Raw genomic sequence first — 21345 nt, forward strand, 5'->3', positions numbered from 1 at the left:
ATAGTACCGCTTAATATCTTTCAAAAGCCTATTCAGTAAAAGTTAATATTTTTTAGTTGTGCTTTTCGTGCCTCTATTGCACTTCGAGAAATAAAAAAACCCTTCTGAAAAAGAAGGGTTTAATTGTGGTCCCACTTGGGCTCGAACCAAGGACCACCTGATTATGAGTCAGGTGCTCTAACCAACTGAGCTATGGGACCTGCTGATTGTTATCAACGTCTTTATTCCTAAAGAGTCTGCAATATTACTACATATTTTAAAACTCCACAAGAAAAATAATTCAATTTACTTTTCAATTTCTTGACATAATTCTACTAAAACCCCATTTGTAGACTTAGGGTGTAGAAAGGCTATCATTTTATTGTCAGCACCTTTTTTCGGTTCTTTATGAATCATTTCAAAACCCTCCTTGGTTAATCTTTCTATTTCTGTTTCAATATCATTTACCGCAAATGCAATATGATGAATCCCTTCACCTTTTTTTTCAATAAATTTAGCAATTGGACTTTCTTTGTCCGTGGCCTGAAGTAATTCTATTTTATTTGGTCCACATTTAAAAAAGGAAGTTTTTACACCCTCGCTTTCAACATCTTCAATTTTGTAATGCTCTTTTCCAAATAATGAAGAAAAAAGTTCATTTGATTGGTCTATGTCCTTCACCGCAATGCCTATATGTTCAATTTTTCTCATGCAAAACTTGATTTAGTTTCCCTATAAAAGAAAACCTTATTGATAATTTATGATAGAAAATCTATTTCTTAACAGATATTTTCTACATTCAAAAATAAGATAATCCTTAAATATCAGCTACTTTTGCAGATGATTAGTTAAAATAGTCATTATGGAAGAATTTACTCAGAGGCAGAAAAAAATAGGAGGTATACTGCAACAAGATTTAGCAGAAGTATTACAAAAAGCAGCTACTGATGGCGGTTTACGTGGTGTCATCATTTCTGTTAGCAAGGTGAATGTAACTACAGACCTATCCGTAGCTAAGGTTTATCTTAGTATTTTTCCTAATAAAGAAGCTAAAGCACTCTTAGAGGGTATAAAGTCCAACAAACCATTAATTAGACATGAGTTGGCACAACGCACACGTCATCAACTACGTCGTATGCCACAACTTGAGTTTTTTATTGATGATTCTTTAGAATATATCGACGGCATCGAACGTTCACTTAAAGGCGAAGAAGACCCTATTGAAAATCCAGATTTGTTAGGCAAGCGTAAAAAATCTTAAGTGAATTTCCCATTATATATAGCAAAACGTTATTTGTTTTCTAAAAGCAGCAACAATGCTATAAACATAATGACGATGATTGCTTCGGGAGGAGTTATCATAGCCTCGGCCGCACTTTTTATTGTACTTTCCGTTTTCGCCGGATTAAAAGATTTTAGTCTTGAATTTTCTTCTTTTGTAGACCCAGACTTAAAATTGACGCCTACAACTGGAAAATCCTTTATTTGGAATGATACTGATAATACCGAACTATTAAAGATAGAGGGAGTTGAAGCTATTTCTACAGTTATTGAAGAACGGGTAATTATTAAAACCGAAAACAAAAATCTACTTGCTACTTTAAAGGGTGTAGACCCTAATTATTTAAAAGTAACAAATATTGATTCTATGGTTACAAAAGGTAATTGGATTTCACATGAAAGTAATGAAGTGGTCTCGGGTTGGGGAATTTCTAACAATTTATCTTTTGGAGTTTTTAATTATTTACAACCTCTCTCTTTATATGTACCTAAACCTGGAAAGGGTCAGCCTAGCTCACTAAAAGGTGCTTATAATTCTGTATATGTTACCAATGTTGGGCTTTTTGATATCAATGAACAGTTGAATAATGAGTACATATTTGGCGATATCCAATTAGCTAAATCGTTATTGAATTATACTGAAAATCAAATTAGCGCAATAGAATTAAAACTGATAGAAAACACCGATGAGGCAGAAATAAAACAACAGCTCGAAATGGTATTCCCAAATCGATTTATTATTAAGAATAGAGAACAGTTAAATGATGCTCTTTTCAAAATGTTGAACACTGAAAACCTCGCCATATACCTCATCTTTACTTTGGTGATTATCATTGCGCTTTTTAACGTGATTGGTGCGATAATCATGATGATATTAGACAAAAAGAAATCATTAAACACCTTGTTCAATTTAGGAACAGAAGCCAAAACCATAAAGTCCATTTTCTTTTTGCAGGGTAGTTTAATGACATTTTTGAGTGGCTTAATAGGTGTCCTGCTAGGATTGGCAATTGTGTCTGTCCAACAATCTTTTGAATTGGTAATGCTTACACCCGAGTTGCCTTATCCGGTTCGTTTAAACTTATTTAATGTGTTAATAGTGCTTGTTACCATATTTGCATTGGGAATTGTTGCTTCCAAAATTGCTTCACAGCGCATTACTGAGCGTTTGGTTAAGAGTTAAGCGTTGAGTTCTATGCAAACTCATAATCAGAGAACTTCTCGAGCACTTCATCAAAAGCCGCAAATACATCTTTAGAATCGTCACTCGTTACCATTTTCATTCTATACTCTTTAAAATCAGGGATGCCCTTAAAATAGTTGGTATAATGTCTTCTTGTTTCAAACACACCTAGTTTTTCACCTTTCCAGTCAATTGACATTTGCAAATGTCTTCTGGCGGCTTCAACACGTTCTGGCATTGAAATAGGTTCTAGGTGTTCACCAGTTTTAATATAGTGCTTTACCTGTTTAAAAAACCAAGGATTCCCAATCGAGGCTCGTCCTATCATAGCTCCGTCAAGACCATAGCTGTCTTGCATTTCAACAGCACGCTCTGGTGTGTTAACGTCGCCATTTCCAAACACAGGAATGTGCATACGTGGATTATTCTTTACTTCAGCAATTGGTTTCCAATCTGCATCACCTTTGTACATCTGTGCTCTGGTTCTGCCATGTATGGCAATTGCTTTGCAACCTACATCTTGCAAGCGCTCGGCGACCTCAACGATTTTAATTGAATCGTGATCCCATCCTAATCTGGTTTTTACGGTGATTGGCAACTTGGTGCGTTTTACCATTTCGGCAGTAAGCTGCTCCATGAGACAGATATCTTTTAAAATACCAGCACCAGCACCTTTAGAAACCACTTTCTTAACGGGACAGCCAAAATTAATGTCTATAATATCCGGATTCGATTTCTCAACAATATCAATGGTCTGTAACATGCTTTCCATATTAGCACCAAAAATCTGAATGCCAACAGGTCGCTCTTTTTCGTAGATATCAAGCTTCATCACACTTTTTGCGGCGTTACGAATCAGGCCTTCACTAGATACAAATTCCGTGTAAACCACATCTGCGCCTTGCTCCTTGCACAACGCGCGGAAAGGTGGGTCACTTACATCTTCCATTGGTGCTAAAAGCAACGGAAATTCGCCAAGTTCTATGTCTCCTATCTTAGCCAAGTGTTCAATTTTTATGCAAAGCTACGCTTTTTTAGAATATTTTGATTTTTTAAGACCCAGAGCCCATAAAAACCAAGCAACAACTCTGCGAACACACCAAGCTGATAGACTAATGTTGGAGTACCATCCATCAACCAGCTTAACACTCTTCCAAAACCTAAACCGAACATAAATACACAGTTGGAAAGTAAAGCAGCTTTTAAAAATTTAACTTTAAAAATCCCTAAAATCCACAATATAGAAAAGCCAAGATACAGGCCCATTATAGCTTTAAATTGGTTGTGTTCATCAACTGAGTTTAATGAAATATCAAATGCAGAACTCGAGTTAAATCCGTAAATAATTGCCGCTGGCACAACCACTAAAACAGAAATAGCAAGGTGAATTTTTAATATAATCTCTTGTTTTGTAATTTCCATTTTTAAGTGTTTCAATTTAGCAACCTCTAATCTTTAGCGACTAACTTTTGTGGGCTAAAACTTAACCTTAGTCTCAATAGTTTCCTCACCACGTTTTACCGTAATCGAAGCTTCGTCACCTTGTTCAAAAACCGAAAGTGCTCGCATATAACTCATCATGTCATTTACGGTACTGTCACCCAATTTAATTACAACATCTCCTTTTTGAAGACCAGCTTCACAAGCTGGAGTTTCCTCCCTTGTTCCATCTATTCGCATCCCCTCTCCATCAAAAAGATAATCTGGCACGACTCCCAAACCAACTTTAAAACGAGGTGTTTCTTCACTTTCATTTTTTGTTGTTCTAAAAGCCAGTTTTCCGTTGTCGTCTAAATCTGAAATAATATTGAAAATATAATTTGATATTAGTTTCATCCCACCATAATTTAACTTTTCGGCATCATCTCCCGGTTTGTGGTAATCCTCGTGCTGACCAGTGAAAAAATGCAATACAGGAATGTCAATTAAATAAAACGATGTGTGGTCGCTTGGTCCTACTCCACTTTCATTTTCAACAAGTTTAAATTTATCGTTATTGGATTTTAAGGTCTGCTTAAAAATTGGCGAAGTTCCCGTGCCATAAACCGCCAAAATACTGTCTGCTTTCATGCGACCAACCATGTCCATGTTAATCATATAGTTAATAGATTTGGCGTCAATTGTCGGGTTTTTAGAAAAGTAATTAGAGCCCAGCAAGCCCATTTCCTCTCCTGAAAATGCCATAAACAAATAATTGTTTTTGTCTTTTATTTGAGCAGTGTCGTTCTTTATTTTTAATCGACTAGCTAAATTGAGCATTACTGCCACTCCACTGGCGTTATCATCGGCTCCATTGTGCACTGCTTTGTCTTTTTCTCTATACAAAGATCCTTCACCTCCAAAACCTAAATGGTCATAGTGCGCACCTATAACGACAGTAGTTTTAGCATTGTTGTTAATGAAACCAATAACGTTATTTCCTGTGATGGTACTATCTGCGTTGGTAGTAAATTCGACTTCCTTGTGAGGATCGGTTTTCGGTTTAAATGAAAAAGGTTGTAAAAATTTTTCTGTTCCCTTCTGCTCTAACCCAATGGCTTCAAAACGTTCGGCAATATAGTTTGCAGCTTCAATTTCGCCCTTGGTTCCCGTTTGCCTACCCTGTAGTTTATCATCTGCTAAAAACGCAACATCTTCTTCAATTTTTTCTTCAATAGCTTGAGGTTTGTATTTACAGGATAACGCCCCAACTAAAACCAACAGAAATAATAATTTTTTCATTTTGAAATCTTACTTTTGCACAAAATTAGGCAATATTTTAAAGCATACCTACTAGGTTTTCAAAACCTTGCAGGATAATTAAAGACCATATGAATAGTAAAACGTTTTTGCTTGTATCTTTTTTAATTTTTTGTTTTTCATGTAAAAATGAAAAATCCAAAAATTCAGGTTCTGGAACAGAAACAGTAATAAACCAATCAACCGATTCTTTGATTTACCCAGAAGAGACTCATTTTAAATCTTTGAGACAAGTCACATTTGGTGGCGATAATGCTGAAGCGTATTGGAGTTTTGACGATAAGCAATTGGTATTTCAATCTAACAACGCAAATTGGGGAGTTGGCTGTGACCAAATGTTTTTAATGGATGCCAACGAAACTTTTATGGATAGTGCGCCACCACCAATGGTGAGTACCGGAAAGGGCAGAACCACTTGTGCCTACTTTTTACCCGACAACAAACATATTATTTACGCTTCTACGCATTTAAAGCAAGATGAATGTCCAGAAACTCCGTTGCGTAAAAACGGAAAATACATTTGGCCAATCTATGATAGTTACGACATTTTTGTGGCCGATTTAGAAGGCAATATTGTGAAACAATTGACTGATGAGATTGGCTATGACGCAGAACCAACTGTGTCTCCAAAAGGTGATAAAATCGTATTCACCTCAACCCGTAGTGGCGATTTAGAATTGTACACCATGAATATAGATGGTAGCGATGTTAAGCAAATAACTAACGAATTGGGTTACGATGGCGGAGCTTTCTTTTCGCCAGACGGGACCAAATTGATTTTCCGCTCATCACGACCAAAAACTGAAAAAGAAATCAAAGAATACAAGGATTTATTGGCAGAAGGATTGGTTGAGCCAACTGAAATGGAACTGTACATCTGTAATGCAGACGGTTCTGATTTAAGACAATTAACGGATTTGGGCAATGCCAATTGGAGTCCCTTCTTTCATCCATCTGGTAAAAAAATATTGTTCTCCTCTAATTTTGAGGCTGAGCGTGGTTTCCCTTTCAATCTTTATTTAATTGATATCGACGGGAAAAATTTAACGCGTGTTACCCACGGAGAAACTTTTGATGCTTTTCCTGTATTCTCAAACGATGGTAAGTATTTAGCTTTTTCGTCTAACCGAAACAATGGTGGCGGTCGGGACACCAATCTATTTATTGCCGAGTGGCAGGATTAAATTTATTGCAGATCTTTTAACCTTTCTCTTTCTTCCTCACTCGTGCTACGCTCATTAGTTTGAAGCTTTGTGTTTCCAAATTTGTAACGGAAGCCTAATTGAACGAAACGTGTGTCTACATCTACAAAACTCGAACTGGACTGATTGAGATAATCTGTTCTAGTTCTAAAATTTTGATAATTAAATAAATCTCCTGCAGAAAGAGAAATGATTCCGTTATTTTTTAAAATACTTTTTGAAATACTGAGTTCTGAGATTAATCGCCCTTCTACCGTTTGTAAATTTTGGAGGTTGTCACTAATCCATGTAAGGTTTAAATTAACATTTAAACTATTGTCTTCTAAAAATAAAGCATATGGTGCAATGATAACGAGGTTGGACCATTGATTCAATTCTACAAACCCATTGCCAAAATCTACTTCTTCTGTAATATTGAATATGGATACTGCCGAGTAAACTCCCCATTTAGCTTTATAATATTGAAACAGAAAATCAAAACCATAATCTACCATTTTATCAATATTGGTTGGTGTAAAGGCAATAATATTAGTTTCGTTGTTTTGTCGTGGTAACTCTTCAATTGCACCAGAATAGTTGTCGTAATAAGCCTCAACAGTAAAATACTCTAAAAAGTTAATTCCGAAATTATAATGGTCTTTATAAGTTGGCGTCAAGTTTGGGTTACCGACCACGACGGTGTTTTCGTTCAAGAAAAAAGTAAATGGATTTAAATCGGTATAGCTCGGTCTTGTAATGCTCCTTTTGTAATTGCCGTAAATTGAGACCTCTTCAGCTATATTGTGAGATAAACTGGCGTTAGGAAACCAATTGAGATACTCTTGGGTGTTGAGCTCTCCCAAAGTTGGAGATTCGCCTTCGATATCTGTCTGCTCTACTCTAATCCCTAAGTTTAAATCCCACTTTTCCCAAGATTTAGAAAAATTAGCGTAGCCAGCAAATACATTTTCGTCATAATTAAAGGCGTTAGAATTTGCCGTGTTTACAACCTCATTTCCATTTATTATGTCTAATCGAGTGATGTCACTCTCCGTATTGACATTAGAAAATTTTACGCCAACGTCAAATGCCGTGCTGTCGTCAATTGGTAAGCTATAATCTGCTTTTGCTGTTATAATTTGAGTGTCTTGGTTGGCGAGTGTGTTAAATTCTGAATTGTCTTCAAACATATTGTTCTCATCAAAAAAATTACTGAGCACACTTTGATCACGTTCGTAATCGTACAACGTAAAATGACCATTTAAAGTCAAACTAGCTTGGTTTTCGAAAACATGTCTAAATATTAAATCCGTACCAATATTATATTTGTTATCTCTTGATAGATTATCTGCAGTGAAACGTGATAAAAAATCTCCATTATCATCAGTAATTACCGTATTATTATTGATTTGGTATTTAAAATATGGCAGATATAAACCAGTGCTAGTTAGGCTCAATGTATTATTATCGTTTATATAATAATCGAAATTTAAATTGAGATTATGGGTTTCTGACCATGTATTTCGGTTGACTCTAGAACTGTAAACCTCCTCTACATCATTACTGTCATTTAAATAATTTACAACATCATCGTTGTCCCGATTTATTTTCTGATTTGTGTAGTTATAATTAACATTCAGGTTAAATTTATCATTCTTAAAATAATGGCTAGTACCAGCATTATACCTCGGAAAAACACCTTGGGTATAGTCGGTAAAAACACTGCCTCTGTAACCTGTTACCAAATTTTTACTCATTATAATATTGATAACAGAACCACTATCCGCATCATAACTCGCTGGAGGATTAGTAATCACCTCGATGGATTTAATACTGTTGGCTGAAGAACTTTCGAGAAGTTGAGTTAACTCGCTGGATGTTAGTTGAACTCGTCTATTATTTATGTAAACTGCGGCTGATGCACTTTTTATTTTAATATCACCATCACTAACAATTACTCCCGGTGTGCTTTTCAAAACCTGTAACGTAGAGCCCTCAATTAGAGCCGTATTTTCAACATTAAAAATTAATCGGTCAGGTTTTCTAGAAATTGTAGGTTTTTTTGCGATGATGCTTACCTCGTCCAACGTTTCTGAAAGTTCAGTTAATTGAATAATTTTCAAGTCTAAATTTCCCGTAAGGACAATTTTCTGTTTAACCTCCTCATAACCGATAAAACTAATCGTTAAAAAATAAGTGTTTTCAGATAGATTGGATAATTTGAAAGAACCGTCAACACCTGTGGATGTGCCATTTAAAAACTCACCGTTTTCCTCTGTAAAAATTAAAACATTAGCCAGTTCAATAGGCCGGTTATCGGTGTCTAAAACCTGTCCCGAAACTGAAAAGTTTTGAGATAAAGCCCCAAAAGACACTGCAAATAAGCTTGCAAAAAAGTAAAATCGTAGATGAGGGATCATAATCTGTGTTTGTCTTGCAAGATATAAATTGTTTTTCATATAATGTTACGGTTTTTACGCAGAACAATTTGCGTAATTGCTTTATGAATGATATAAAGCACGAGAAATCAATTATATTTGCATTCTTAAATTTGCCCTTATAAACAGATAGATGAAGAACATTCGCAACTTTTGCATTATTGCACATATAGATCACGGTAAAAGCACACTTGCAGACCGTTTACTCGATTTTACGGGCTCTGTTACAGCACGTGAAAAACAAGATCAATTGTTAGATAGTATGGATTTAGAGCGCGAAAGAGGTATTACCATAAAGTCGCACGCTATACAAATGGATTATGAGCTGAATGGGGAAAAATATGTCCTCAATCTTATTGATACACCTGGCCATGTCGACTTCTCTTACGAAGTTTCTCGTTCTATAGCAGCTTGCGAAGGTGCATTGCTCATTGTAGATGCGGCGCAGAGTATACAGGCCCAAACGATTTCAAATTTGTATTTGGCTTTGGAAAATGATTTAGAAATCATTCCTGTTTTGAATAAGGTAGATTTACCAAGTGCCAACCCAGAAGAAGTAACCGACGATATCGTTGATTTGTTGGGCTGCGACCCAGAAGAAGTCATTCACGCCAGCGGAAAAACAGGTTTTGGTGTCGATAATATTTTGAAAGCCATTATTGAGCGCATTCCTGCACCAAAAGGAAACGTGGATGAGCCACTTCAAGCCTTGATTTTTGATTCGGTTTATAACACGTTTAGAGGTGTTGAAACCTATTTTAGAGTGTTTAATGGCGAAATTAAAAAAGGTCAGAAAATTAAGTTTGTCGCTACAGACAAAGAATATTATGCCGACGAGGTCGGTACATTAAAACTTACCCAAGTACCAAAACAGAGCGTTAAAGCAGGCGATGTGGGTTATTTGATTACGGGAATTAAAACTGCCAAAGAAGTCAAGGTTGGTGATACCATTACAGATTTTGCCAAACCAACCACTAATATTGTAGAGGGTTTCGAGGATGTAAAACCGATGGTTTTTGCGGGTATTTACCCTGTTGACACCGAAGATTATGAAGAGTTGAGAAACTCAATGGAAAAGTTGCAGCTTAATGACGCCTCATTGGTGTTTCAACCAGAAAGTTCAGCCGCATTGGGATTTGGTTTCCGTTGTGGTTTTTTGGGTATGCTCCACATGGAAATAATACAAGAACGCCTGGAGCGAGAATTTGATATGACGGTAATCACAACCGTACCAAACGTGTCATATTTTGCTTACACCAACAAGGAGCCTGATGTGCCTTTTGTGGTTAACAATCCAAGTGATCTACCAGATCCTACTACCATAAACCGAGTTGAAGAACCTTTTATAAAGGCCACAATTATCACTAAAGCAGACTTTGTAGGTAACGTTATGAGTCTTTGTATAGAAAAACGCGGTATGATTATCAACCAAACCTACTTAACCACAGAACGTGTAGAGCTGATTTTTGAAATGCCGTTGGCCGAAATTGTCTTTGATTTTTACGATCGTCTAAAAACTGTCTCAAAAGGATATGCCTCTTTTGATTATTCGCCAATTGGTATGAAGGTCTCTAAATTAGTGAGATTGGATGTATTATTAAATGCGCAACCTGTTGATGCACTTTCGACACTGATACATGCAGATAATGCACACACAATTGGTAAAAAGATGTGCGAAAAACTAAAAGAACTTATTCCTAGGCAACAGTTTGATATTCCTATTCAGGCGGCGATCGGCGCAAAAATCATTGCTAGAGAAACTGTAAAAGCCCTAAGAAAAGATGTAACCGCCAAATGTTATGGTGGTGATATTTCGCGTAAACGTAAGCTTCTTGAAAAACAGAAAAAAGGTAAAAAGCGTATGCGCCAAGTGGGTAACGTAGAAATTCCTCAGCAGGCATTTATGGCCGTTCTCAAATTGAATGATTAAAGGGTAAAACATACGAAACTGTTCTTTTTGTCATGTACTTTCTTAAAAAGAATTCTTATTTCCAAAGAACGAGAAAAAAGAATTTATAAGTGTCTTAAAGAAAAGTGATAAGTGGAAAAAGTTGTCTATAGCTAATCTGATGTAACTTCCTCTTTTGCCATAGTTTCGACATCAAGAGGCTTTCCTAAATAAACCAACATATACCCTTCGGCTATTCCATCAATATCCATATTGTATGTGGAAATTATATGGATGTCACCTTCTCCGTCCTTGATAAAAACTGGAATCATATTTTCATCCTTGTTTATCATTTCGAGTAAGCTATCGTAATGTTCTTTATCCCGAATTTCAATTTCTTGAATGGAAGGATAAGTTCTTGTAACCTCGGAGAGTCTAATGTAATCGTCTTTAAGTGAAAATAATCCGCCTTTGGGGTTCTTCTCGGGATTTTTCATTTCGTCCGAAGTAACCAGCCTAAAAGAACCATTTTCACCAAATTGCTTACTAAACTTATTGAGGGCATATTTATTAATATCCGAGCTTCCTGTCATGGCCATTAAATAACCAACATCGTTCAATTCAATATTATCCATTAAATTATCAGAATAAATATTGACATTCAACGCTTCTAGACCAAGTTCTTTTGCTTTTGCAATATTGCTTTGATTACTGTCTATTAAAACTACATGTCTGCCGTGAGTTTCAAGATAGTGGCCTAATAACCTCGAAACTTTTGAGGCGCCCACAATTAAAATTCCGTTAGATTGTTTTAAAAATACTCCCACCATACGAGCAAATAAGCGTGCAGTTGTCGCGTTTAGCAAAACAGTACCAAGCACAATTACAAAAACCAATGGTGTGATATATTCGGCACCTTCAACGCCCTTGCTCGCTAATTTTAATCCAAATAAAGAGGCAATACCAGCAGCAACAATACCACGTGGTCCAACCCAGCTTATAAATAGTTTTTCATTTAATTTTAACCTAGAATTGTAAGTACTAAGAAAGACGCCCAGAGGTCTGATCACAAAAACAATTGAAGCAAATAATATGGCTGTTTTCCAATTGTAGATGAGCATCAACTCTTCAAAATTAATGTTTGCCGCCAAGAGAATAAAAAGTATTGAAATAAGCAATACGCTCAATGATTCTTTAAAATATAGTATGTCTTTTAAATAAGGTGAATTAGAATTCCCCAAAACCATTCCCATTACTACAACAGCCAAGAGTCCAGATTCATGCGCAAAGGTATCTGATAGCACAAACAATCCAAGTACTACGGCCAATGAAAATACATTCATTAAGTAATGTGGTACCCATTTTCTGTTCAAAATAAAATTAAGTGTATGGGCAAATGTAAAACCAAATGTAAAACCAAAAAGTACAATTTTTCCGAACTCAATTAGTGCCGTTTTTGTGAACTCTCCACCTGCATCTACACTTATAAATTCATACACCAATACCGCTACCAACGCACCAATCGGGTCAATTAGAATTCCCTCCCACTTCAATACAGCTGAAACGTCCTTTTTCAAAGGAATGTTTCTTAAAATTGGTGTGATTACCGTTGGGCCTGTAACAATAATTAAACCTGCAAACAAAAATGACATTTCCCAGCTTAAATTAAATATATAATATGCCGCAATTGCACCTCCAAAGAAGGTGACGAGCGAGCCGATTGTAATCAACTTGGTAATTACGGGACCCACATTTTTAATTTCACCTCTCTTTAATGTAAGACCACCTTCAAAAAGTATAATGCCAATGGCTAAAGAAACAAAATAGAACAAACTTTCTCCTGGAAATAAACCCCTTCCTGCAACTTGTTCTCCCTGTTCGTCAACTATTGGCTCTATCCAAATCGGATCTATCCATTTAGTGCCGTCTCCAGAAAGGAATTCAGCAGCAATTGGTCCTACCAAAAGACCAATTAAAATTAAGGGTAGAATAGCTGGTATTTTAAATTTCCACGCTACCCATTGGGCCAATATTCCTAAAATTATAATTCCGGCTAATTCTAACATTCTTGCTTTTTTATGGTATCGTTAATTATACGTTGGTAAATATAACTGATATTTTTAGAGTTTTTAAGTATAGAGCATCTTTCAATGCTATAGTAGGAAGATTAATTTATGAGCATTACATAATAAGTTTGACACCTTTCTGAAAAGCAAAATACCTTAGGGGCAACTTGCTATTCATTGCTTTCAAGCTCTTCAGACTTATAATATAATCGCTTTAAGCTCTTTTTAAGTAGTGTAAATCGGTACACGCCAATCACAAAAAAAATACCGCTAAACACCAGTGAAACAACAGCTAGATATTTAAAGTTCGGAAAGCCTTTTAACTGAAAAAAAGCAATACCTCCAAGCAACAAATAGAGTGAAGATCTTATATAAGAAAGTAGTGTACGTTCATTGGCCAGCCTTGTGCGCTCAATGGCCAAGTAATCTCGTAAGATAACTTGCTTGTCTGGCTCAAAATCGCGCCCAAACCGTAAAAGTTTCATCTTTTTAATTTTTATTGGGGATTTTGTAATGCGTTTCATTATAGGTGGTTTGCTTGAGATAAATGTAATTTATTTTTAGAGGTCTTCAAAAACAAATACCCTCAAAATTGTTAAAAACCTACTAATAAATGAAGCAGAAATCCTAATATCTTTAATGGTTTTAGTAATTTGCAATTCGTATTTTAACAAAAAACAAGTAATGAAATTATACCCAATTCAAGCGGGAAATTTTAAATTAGACGGTGGTGCCATGTTTGGCGTTGTTCCAAAATCCTTATGGTCACGCACCAACCCTTCTGATGAAAATAATATGATAGATATTGCTGCGCGCTGTTTGTTGATTGAAGATGGAAATCGCCTAATTTTGATTGATACAGGAATGGGAAATAAACAAAGTGACAAGTTTTACGGTTATTATTTTCTTTGGGGTGACGACAACATCGATAAATCTCTAGCGTCTTTTGGATTTCACAGAGATGACGTCACTGATGTTTTTATGACCCACCTGCATTTTGACCATTGTGGTGGAAGCATTCAATTTAATAAAGACAAAACTGGTTACGAGCCCGCTTTTAAAAATGCTAAATTTTGGAGCAATAAAGATCATTGGAAATGGGCAACAGAGCCCAATAGACGAGAAAAAGCCTCATTTTTAGAAGAAAACATTCTACCAATGGAAGAAAGTGGACAGCTTTATTTTACCCAACTTCCAGATGGTCACCTTCAGAAAAATTCGGAATTAGGTTTCGATATTTTTTATGCCAATGGCCATACGGACAAGCAAATGATTCCGATGATTAATTATAAAGGAAAAACCATATGCTTTATGGCAGATTTATTGCCTACCGCAGGACACCTACCAATTCCATTTGTTATGGGTTATGACACAAGACCTTTGTTAACCTTAGATGAAAAAGAACTATTTTTGGACATGGCTGCCAAAAACGATTATTATTTGTTCTTGGAGCACGACGCACACAACGAAATTATTACAGTTGAACATACTGAAAAGGGTGTGCGGCTTAAAGAAACTTTTACTTGCAATAACATATTTAATTAAATAAAAAACATGAAATTTAACTTTAAATCGATCCCGTTAGCGATTGTGTTAACACTTTTACTTTTGGGCTGTGGCAGTACATCAGAGATACTTTCTACACCTATTGAAAATATTGATTCTACACCATTAAAAGTTACCGAGCTCACTGAAGCCGAAAAGCAAAATTGGGGACATTTGGACCTTCTTGCAGATACCATTCCGGGTATGAGTGTAGATAAAGCTTATGAACAAATCATTAAAAACAAAAAAGGCCAAAAAGTTATCGTTGCCGTTATAGATTCTGGCATAGACATCGATCATGAAGATCTGGACGACGTCATATGGACCAACGAAGATGAAAAACCAAACAACGGAAAAGACGACGATAACAATGGGTATGTAGATGATATCCATGGATGGAATTTTCTCGGTGACACTTATGACGAGCAATTAGAATATGTACGTTTAATTGCAAGTGGAGACACTTCAAATCCTCGCTATGCAGAGGCTCAAAAGCTATATAATGAAGAGCGTGAACTTTGGGTGGGTAGAAAAACCCAATACGACCAAATAGCGCAAGCAGTTAACAATGCCGATCAACTTTTATCACAACACTTCGATAAAGCAGATTATACGGCAGAAGAAGTTAATGCGATTAAAACTACTGATCAGAATCTGCAGCAAGCTATTCAGATTTCACAGCAAATTAATAGCAACGGTATCTCTTTACAAGAAGCCAAGGTTGAAATTAGTGAGGGCTTAGTGAGTATAAACGAGCGCCTGAATTTTAACTTAAACAAAGATTTAAAAGGTCGCAAAACTCTAGATGACATTAACGATTTATCAGATATAGGTTATGGTAACGGTAACGTTAAACCGGTTAAAAAAGATGAATCACACGGTACACATGTTGCTGGGATTATTGCTGCAGAACGCAATAATGGAAAAGGTGCTAACGGTGTTGCAAATAATGTAGAGTTGATGGCAATCAGAGCAGTGCCAAATGGCGATGAATACGATAAAGATGTAGCGTTAGCCATTAGATATGCCGTAGACAATGGTGCAAAAGTCATCAACGGGAGTTTTGGCAAATCATTTTCACCACATGCAGAATGGGTAAGAGACGCCATTAAATATGCAGCTGATAATGATGTGGTTTTTGTGCATGCCGCAGGTAACGACAGCAAAGATATTGACAAAGAACCAAACTATCCAGCTGACAACATTAATGGGTCTGAGGTAAGTGACACCTATATTTCTGTAGGAGCTTTGTACCCAAAATATGGTTCTAAAATTGTAGCGGATTTTTCAAATTTCGGAAAAAGCAATGTTGACGTTTTTGCGCCTGGAGATGAAATATACTCCACTGTTCTAGAAAACGAATATGATACAAAAGGAGGTACTTCCATGGCAGCTCCAGCAGTTGCAGGAATTGCAGCTTTAATACGCTCTTATTATCCCAACTTAACGGCTGCGCAAGTCAAACAGGTGATTTTAGAATCTGGGATTTCTATAACCTCAAAAGTGGTTGTTGGTGGAGACCCTACTAATGTAAAAGGATTTGATACACTCTCAAAAACTGGAAAAATAGCTAACGCATACAATGCGCTAATAGCAGCATCAAAAATTAAATAAATTAGTGATTATGAAAAAAATATTATTTAGCCTCTCTTGTTTAGCCTTTATAATGGCATGTCAAAGTGCTTCGGCACCAATGAGCGACAAAAAAAAAGCGCCAAATAAATCGTCATCTTATATGGACGGCTACTGGCAACAACATGTGGATTATGACATGGATATTGACATGGACGTTAACACTTTTCAATATAAAGGAAAGCAGAATTTGGTCTATACCAACAATTCACCAGACGTCTTAAACCGTGTATATTATCACCTGTATTTTAATGCATTTCAACCAGGGAGCGAAATGGATATTCGTCTTCAAAATATCGCCGATCCTGATGGAAGAATGACAAATAATAAGGGCACAAGAGAAAATCCTATATACGAAAGTAGAATTTCAAAACTAAAACCAGATGAAATTGGTTATATTAAAGTGAATTCATTGACTCAAAATGGTACTGCATTAACTTATGATACCGTTGGAACAGTGTTGGAGGTTAGGTTAGATAAACCGATTCAACCAGGCGAAAAAGTAACTTTTAATATGGATTTTGATGCGCAGGTTCCTGTACAGATTCGTCGTTCTGGTCGAAATAATGCTGAAGGTGTAGCGCTTTCAATGACGCAATGGTATCCAAAGTTAGCCGAATACGATTTTGAAGGTTGGCATGCAGATCCTTACATCGGAAGAGAATTTCATGGTGTTTGGGGCGATTTTGACGTTAAATTAACTATTGACGAAGATTATGTTGTTGGTGGTACAGGTTATCTTAAAAACGAAACAAAATCGGGTGGAAAGAAAACACTTCATTTTGAAGCACCAAATGTGCACGACTTTACATGGGCTGCAGATCCAGATTACATTCACGATACCATGCAGGTACCAAACGGTCCGGTGCTCAACTTTTATTACAAAAAAGATTTACCAGCAGAAAATCTTAAAAACTGGAAAGATTTGCAGCCAGAAACTGTGAAATTGATGCAGTACTTTAGTGAAAATATAGGTGAGTATCCATATAAGCAATACTCTGTGATTCAAGGTGGTGATGGAGGAATGGAGTATGCCATGAGTACTCTTATTACTGGAGAACGCAGTTTTGGTAGTCTATTGGGTGTAACCGCTCACGAATTGGCACACACGTGGTTTCAATTTTTATTGGCTACTAATGAGGCCAAACACGAATGGATGGACGAAGGATTCACAAGTTATATTTCGGCATTGGCGATGAATTCACTGCGCGATGACCCAAGAGAAAATCCATTAGCAGGGTCTTATAGAGGATACATTGGCTTGGCGAACTCAGGTTTTGAGCAACCGCTAACCACACATGCAGACCGGTATGTTTATAATCAGGCATACGGCGCAGCAGCTTACAGCAAAGGAGCTGTTTTTATCGCGCAATTGGGTTATGTCATTGGTGAAGAAAACTTAAAGAAAACAATTAAACAATATTTTAATGATTTTGCCTTTAAGCACCCAAAACCATTGGATATTATTAGAACAGCTGAACGCATTACTGATCTCGAATTAGACTGGTATTTAATAGATTTTGCTCAAACCACCAATACGATTGACTATGGGGTAAAATCAGTAGAAGGTAACACCGTAACTCTAGAGCGTATTGGTTTAATGCCAATGCCTATAGACGTTGCCGTGACTTATGTAGATGGATCGACCGAAGACTTTTATATTCCCCTACAAATGATGCGTGGTGAAAAGCCTACTTCTGCTACTATAATTAACGATTGGGCTTGGGCAATGCCTACTTATTCTTTTGATGCTAAAAAGGCCGTAAAAAGCGTAGAAATAGACCCATCAATGTTGATGGCAGATGTAAAGCGTGATAATAATACGTTCGGTTTAGAATAAGCTACATTATAACACACCTCAACTGTCACATTGAGCGCGGTCTAAATGTTTTGGGTATAGAAACCCATTGTATTTGATTGCGCTCGAAATGACAGTTTTTTTATTTACCTTATCCAAAATGTTTCGTGACCTAGCCAAACATTTTATTCGAAACAAAAGAACATGATTGCAAAATTAGAAGATAAGAGAACAACTATTTACAATGAGCAAAATGCTCCGATGGGAACAATAAAAACAGGGTCAGATTATAAAAGGGGAGAAATTGTAAGTGGTAAAGAAAATTATCAGTTTTCTCGTAACAATCGAATTACAACGGTCTCAGATAATGAAAAAGTGATATATAGTTTAAAGGCTAATTGGTTTTCAGGAAACATTGAATTTCTAGAAGTTGAAAGACGAATTACTGGTGTTTTTGGTATCAAGTGGGGAACTCAAATGGTGGATAATCAAAATAATTCCCTTGTTAAAATCAGAAATAAAAACCAATTTATAGATGAACATACATACGTAATTGAAACATGTCACAAAAACGTAACTAATTTAGAATCCTAATAACCCTATATGGTCATTTATCTGGTTCAAAGATGATAACACAGGCAGTTATTGCAGCATCGATTATAATGGTGAGTACCGTTTCGTTGTTCTTATTTAACTAAGTAAAATAAATGATACTTGACTGTAATTTGTTTCACCATAAAATGAATCATGGATAAAATATCTTCTGTCTAAAAACCCTATGAACTTCAAATACTCAAAAAAAGAGAAACTAAAAAGTAAAAAGCTCATTGAGCAATTGTTTACAGATGGAAAAGCAGTAACTGCTTACCCACTAAAACTAATTTATCTTAAAACTGATTTTGAAGATGGCACAACGTTAAAAACCGGAGTTTCCGTTAGTAAAAGACTGCACAAAACCGCTGTTGCACGAAACAGAATTAAACGCTTACTCAGAGAGGCCTATCGACTCAATAAACCGCATTATTTTAACAATAGTTCAGCATCCTATGCGTTTATGATTTTGTACCTTAGTAAGGATGGAACAACTTTTGATACAGTAAACAAAAAAACAAAGTTGCTTTTTGAAAAGTTTTTGAAGTCAAACCCAGACTAAACGATATGAAGTTTTTAATTGCCTTATGGATTCTCGCTCTGCCATTGGCCTGTTCCAACAACACAGGTTCTGACGAATATGTCGAAAAGTCAGTGGCTGTTGATGAAATGGACCTAGGGGCACGAAGTTTAGACGACAATTCTATTCAAATTTCAGAAAAACAACAACCTCAAAAATTAATAAAAACTTCATTTCTTTCTTTTGAAACCCAAGACTTAGACAAGACTTACAAAGATTTAGCTTCAACAATTTCAAAATATAAAGGCTATATTCAAGATGATGCTTCAACCAAAGGTTATAATCAGATTTCAAGACGGTTGGTTGTTCGGATTCCAATTGAGGATTTTCAGAATACCATTGACGCCATAAGCTCAAATGTTGAATTTTTTGATACCAAACAAATTTCGTCCAAAGACGTTACCGAAGAATTTATAGATTTAGAAGCGCGTCTTAAAGCCAAGAAAACACTTGAAGCAAGGTATTTAGAATTACTAAAAAAGGCCAATAATGTAAAAGAAATTCTAGAGATTGAACGTGAACTTTCTAACATTAGAGAAGAGATTGAAGCTAAACAAGGCCGTTTAAAATATCTACAGAATAAAGTATCTTTAAGCACCATAACCATAGAATTTTATAAACGAACGACCGAAACAGGTGTTACCAAATCCTATGGCTCAAAAATGTGGAATGCCATAGTTTCTGGTTTTGATGGTCTTTCTGTATTTTTTCTTGGTATCTTATACATTTGGCCCTTTATAATTATTATAATCATCGCATTCTTCCTCATTAGAAAGTGGATTGCAAAACGAAATAAAAAATGAAAAACTTCCTACGTAACCGATTGGTAATTCCTGTTTTTGCCCTGCTTATTTTTTTGGGCACTTCGGCTTTCACCTACAAAAACGATTTTTTTGAAATCGCCAAGCAAATAGAAATTTTCACCACGCTTTTTAAGGAGCTTAACATGAATTATGTGGATGAGACTAATCCTGGCGACTTGATGGACACAGCCATAAAAAGTATGTTGGCTGATTTAGATCCTTACACTAATTTCTATAACGAACAGGATGTTGAGGCATCGAGAATAAATAATGCTGGAGATTATACTGGTATTGGCGCTCGCGTTTTGACGCTAAAAGATAAGTTGGTAATAATTGAACCGTATAAAGATTATGCGGCAGATAAGGCCGGATTAAAAGCTGGTGACGAAATTATAAAAGTTGATAATGTTTCTGTTGCGGATTTCAAAGATGACGCTGCTAATTTATTGCAGGGTGCAGCTGGTACTGAAGTAAAAATTACATACAAACGACAAGGACAAACTAATACTGCCAAAATTATACGGGAATCTTTGGAAATTAAGGCCGTACCGCACTACTCTATGGTAGATGAAACAACAGGTTACGTTGTTCTTAGAAAATTTAATGAGCGCGCATCTTCTGAAACTGTGAGTGCTATTAGAGCTCTTAAAAATCAAGGTGCCATGAAACTTATTTTGGATTTAAGAGGAAATCCTGGCGGTTTGCTTAGCGAAGCTGTAAACGTTACCAATATTTTTGTACCTCAAAATCAATTGGTTGTAACTACAAAGTCCAAAGTAAAAAAATACAATAAAACTTACTACACACAGCGCGAACCTATTGATACCGAAATTCCATTAATAGTTCTAATTGACGGTAGCAGCGCATCAGCAAGTGAGATTGTTTCTGGTGCATTGCAAGATATGGATCGAGCGGTGATTGTTGGTTCCCGAAGTTTTGGAAAAGGGCTGGTACAGCGTCCAAAACCATTAACGTATGGTACCCAAATGAAAATTACTATTTCTCGCTATTACACGCCATCCGGACGTTGTATACAGGCATTGGATTACTGGAATCGTGATGAAAATGGTAAAGCCACACGTGTTAAACAAGAAAACTATAATGCTTTTAAAACCAGAAACGGACGTGGAGTTTATGATGGTGGAGGGATTCAGCCAGATATTGAGGTCGAGATTTCCAAAAAAACACCAATTTCAAAAGCTATTATGAGCGAATATTTGATTTTTGATTTTGCGACTAACTATTATTACAATAATACTGTGGAAGATTTAGAAAACTTCAAATTGTCTGATTCTGAATTTAAAAATTTCAAAAACTATCTAAAAACTACAGGTTTTGATTTTGAAACCAATACCGAAAAAGCCTTTAACAATGCGATTGCAGTAGCTGAAGATGAGGAACTTGAAAACACTATAGATTCGGAATACAATAATTTAATAAAAGCCTTACAAGATTATAAATCGAGCGCAATTGATAATGATAAAGCCCTTTTGAAATCATTAATTACAGATGAAATTATTAAACGCTATTTCTATAGTGAAGGTCTATACACGTATTATACGGCGAATAATCCTGAAATAAAAAAGGCGCAAGGTATACTTAACAATCCTTCGCAATACGCGAGTATTTTGAGGTAAATTG

The 21345-nt window shown here is 36.1% G+C and carries 18 protein-coding genes and 1 tRNA gene; 11 read left to right on the top strand and 8 right to left on the bottom strand.

Translation table 11 applies throughout. From position 1 onward, the window contains the following. Positions 1-126: 126 nt before the first annotated feature. Both HM983_RS06500 and mce read right to left on the bottom strand, forming a co-directional pair. Positions 127-200 (bottom strand) — tRNA-Ile (locus tag HM983_RS06500). A gap of 85 nt (positions 201-285) precedes the next feature. Further along, positions 286-690 (bottom strand): methylmalonyl-CoA epimerase, encoded by a 405-nt coding sequence (mce, locus tag HM983_RS06505; protein ID WP_179344579.1) that lies wholly within the window; start codon positions 688-690, stop codon positions 286-288. Positions 691-841: 151 nt separating this feature from the next. Between mce and rbfA the strand changes: the two genes are divergently transcribed. Continuing rightward, positions 842-1240, top strand: a complete 399-nt coding sequence (rbfA, locus tag HM983_RS06510) for a 30S ribosome-binding factor RbfA (protein ID WP_179344580.1) — start codon at positions 842-844, stop codon at positions 1238-1240. Then, positions 1241-2443 (top strand): ABC transporter permease, encoded by a 1203-nt coding sequence (locus tag HM983_RS06515; protein ID WP_317166948.1) that lies wholly within the window; start codon positions 1241-1243, stop codon positions 2441-2443. Between the two features lie 10 nt (positions 2444-2453). Here HM983_RS06515 and dusB read toward each other — a convergent pair whose 3' ends face one another. From dusB to HM983_RS06530, 3 genes are read right to left on the bottom strand one after another with little or no spacing between them, the layout of a single operon-like run. Continuing rightward, the gene (gene dusB, locus HM983_RS06520) at positions 2454-3446 is read right to left on the bottom strand and encodes a tRNA dihydrouridine synthase DusB (RefSeq protein WP_179344581.1); all 993 of its coding nucleotides are present in this window, start codon (positions 3444-3446) and stop codon (positions 2454-2456) included. Positions 3447-3457: 11 nt separating this feature from the next. Next, positions 3458-3865 carry a DUF4345 domain-containing protein gene (locus HM983_RS06525; protein ID WP_179344582.1) on the bottom strand — a complete coding sequence of 136 codons (408 nt, stop codon included), beginning with the start codon at positions 3863-3865 and terminating at the stop codon, positions 3458-3460. Between the two features lie 54 nt (positions 3866-3919). Further along, positions 3920-5164: a M28 family peptidase gene (locus HM983_RS06530; protein ID WP_179344583.1), complete on the bottom strand. Its 1245-nt coding sequence runs from the start codon at positions 5162-5164 to the stop codon at positions 3920-3922. 89 nt (positions 5165-5253) lie between these two features. Here HM983_RS06530 and HM983_RS06535 point away from each other — a divergent pair, with 89 nt between their 5' ends. Then, positions 5254-6366: a TolB family protein gene (locus HM983_RS06535; protein ID WP_179344584.1), complete on the top strand. Its 1113-nt coding sequence runs from the start codon at positions 5254-5256 to the stop codon at positions 6364-6366. Between the two features lie 2 nt (positions 6367-6368). Here HM983_RS06535 and HM983_RS06540 read toward each other — a convergent pair whose 3' ends face one another. Then, positions 6369-8822, bottom strand: a complete 2454-nt coding sequence (locus HM983_RS06540; protein ID WP_246277472.1) for a TonB-dependent receptor domain-containing protein — start codon at positions 8820-8822, stop codon at positions 6369-6371. Positions 8823-8934: 112 nt separating this feature from the next. Here HM983_RS06540 and lepA point away from each other — a divergent pair, with 112 nt between their 5' ends. Further along, the gene (gene lepA, locus HM983_RS06545; protein WP_179344585.1) at positions 8935-10731 is read left to right on the top strand and encodes a translation elongation factor 4; all 1797 of its coding nucleotides are present in this window, start codon (positions 8935-8937) and stop codon (positions 10729-10731) included. A gap of 131 nt (positions 10732-10862) precedes the next feature. On the opposite strand, the gene HM983_RS06550 is transcribed toward lepA, so the two are convergent. After that, complete coding sequence (locus tag HM983_RS06550; protein WP_179344586.1) at positions 10863-12755, bottom strand: cation:proton antiporter; 1893 nt, start codon at positions 12753-12755, stop codon at positions 10863-10865. Positions 12756-12925: 170 nt separating this feature from the next. Continuing rightward, positions 12926-13240 (bottom strand): DUF202 domain-containing protein, encoded by a 315-nt coding sequence (locus tag HM983_RS06555; RefSeq protein WP_179344587.1) that lies wholly within the window; start codon positions 13238-13240, stop codon positions 12926-12928. A 199-nt stretch (positions 13241-13439) separates the two neighbouring features. On the opposite strand from HM983_RS06555, the gene HM983_RS06560 reads away from it, so the two are divergent. The 7 genes from HM983_RS06560 to HM983_RS06590 all read left to right on the top strand — a co-directional run bounded on the left by HM983_RS06560 (position 13440) and on the right by HM983_RS06590 (position 21341). After that, positions 13440-14300, top strand: a complete 861-nt coding sequence (locus tag HM983_RS06560) for an MBL fold metallo-hydrolase (RefSeq protein ID WP_179344588.1) — start codon at positions 13440-13442, stop codon at positions 14298-14300. Positions 14301-14309: 9 nt separating this feature from the next. Next, complete coding sequence (locus tag HM983_RS06565) at positions 14310-15914, top strand: S8 family peptidase (RefSeq protein ID WP_179344589.1); 1605 nt, start codon at positions 14310-14312, stop codon at positions 15912-15914. 10 nt (positions 15915-15924) lie between these two features. Then, complete coding sequence (locus HM983_RS06570) at positions 15925-17772, top strand: M1 family metallopeptidase (protein WP_179344590.1); 1848 nt, start codon at positions 15925-15927, stop codon at positions 17770-17772. 162 nt (positions 17773-17934) lie between these two features. After that, on the top strand, positions 17935-18324 hold the full coding sequence (locus tag HM983_RS06575; protein WP_179344591.1) for a hypothetical protein: 390 nt from the start codon (positions 17935-17937) through the stop codon (positions 18322-18324). A 184-nt stretch (positions 18325-18508) separates the two neighbouring features. Next, positions 18509-18883, top strand: coding sequence for a ribonuclease P protein component (gene rnpA / locus HM983_RS06580; RefSeq protein ID WP_179344592.1), 375 nt, complete (start codon positions 18509-18511; stop codon positions 18881-18883). A 5-nt stretch (positions 18884-18888) separates the two neighbouring features. Continuing rightward, positions 18889-19704 carry a DUF4349 domain-containing protein gene (locus HM983_RS06585; protein WP_179344593.1) on the top strand — a complete coding sequence of 272 codons (816 nt, stop codon included), beginning with the start codon at positions 18889-18891 and terminating at the stop codon, positions 19702-19704. Beyond that, complete coding sequence (locus HM983_RS06590) at positions 19701-21341, top strand: S41 family peptidase (RefSeq protein ID WP_179344594.1); 1641 nt, start codon at positions 19701-19703, stop codon at positions 21339-21341. Before HM983_RS06585 ends, HM983_RS06590 begins: the two co-directional genes overlap by 4 nt. The last annotated feature ends 4 nt before the right edge of the window (positions 21342-21345 follow it).

The sequence above is a fragment of the Winogradskyella ursingii genome (genome assembly GCF_013403975.1).
Taxonomy (GTDB): Bacteria; Bacteroidota; Bacteroidia; order Flavobacteriales; family Flavobacteriaceae; genus Winogradskyella; species Winogradskyella ursingii.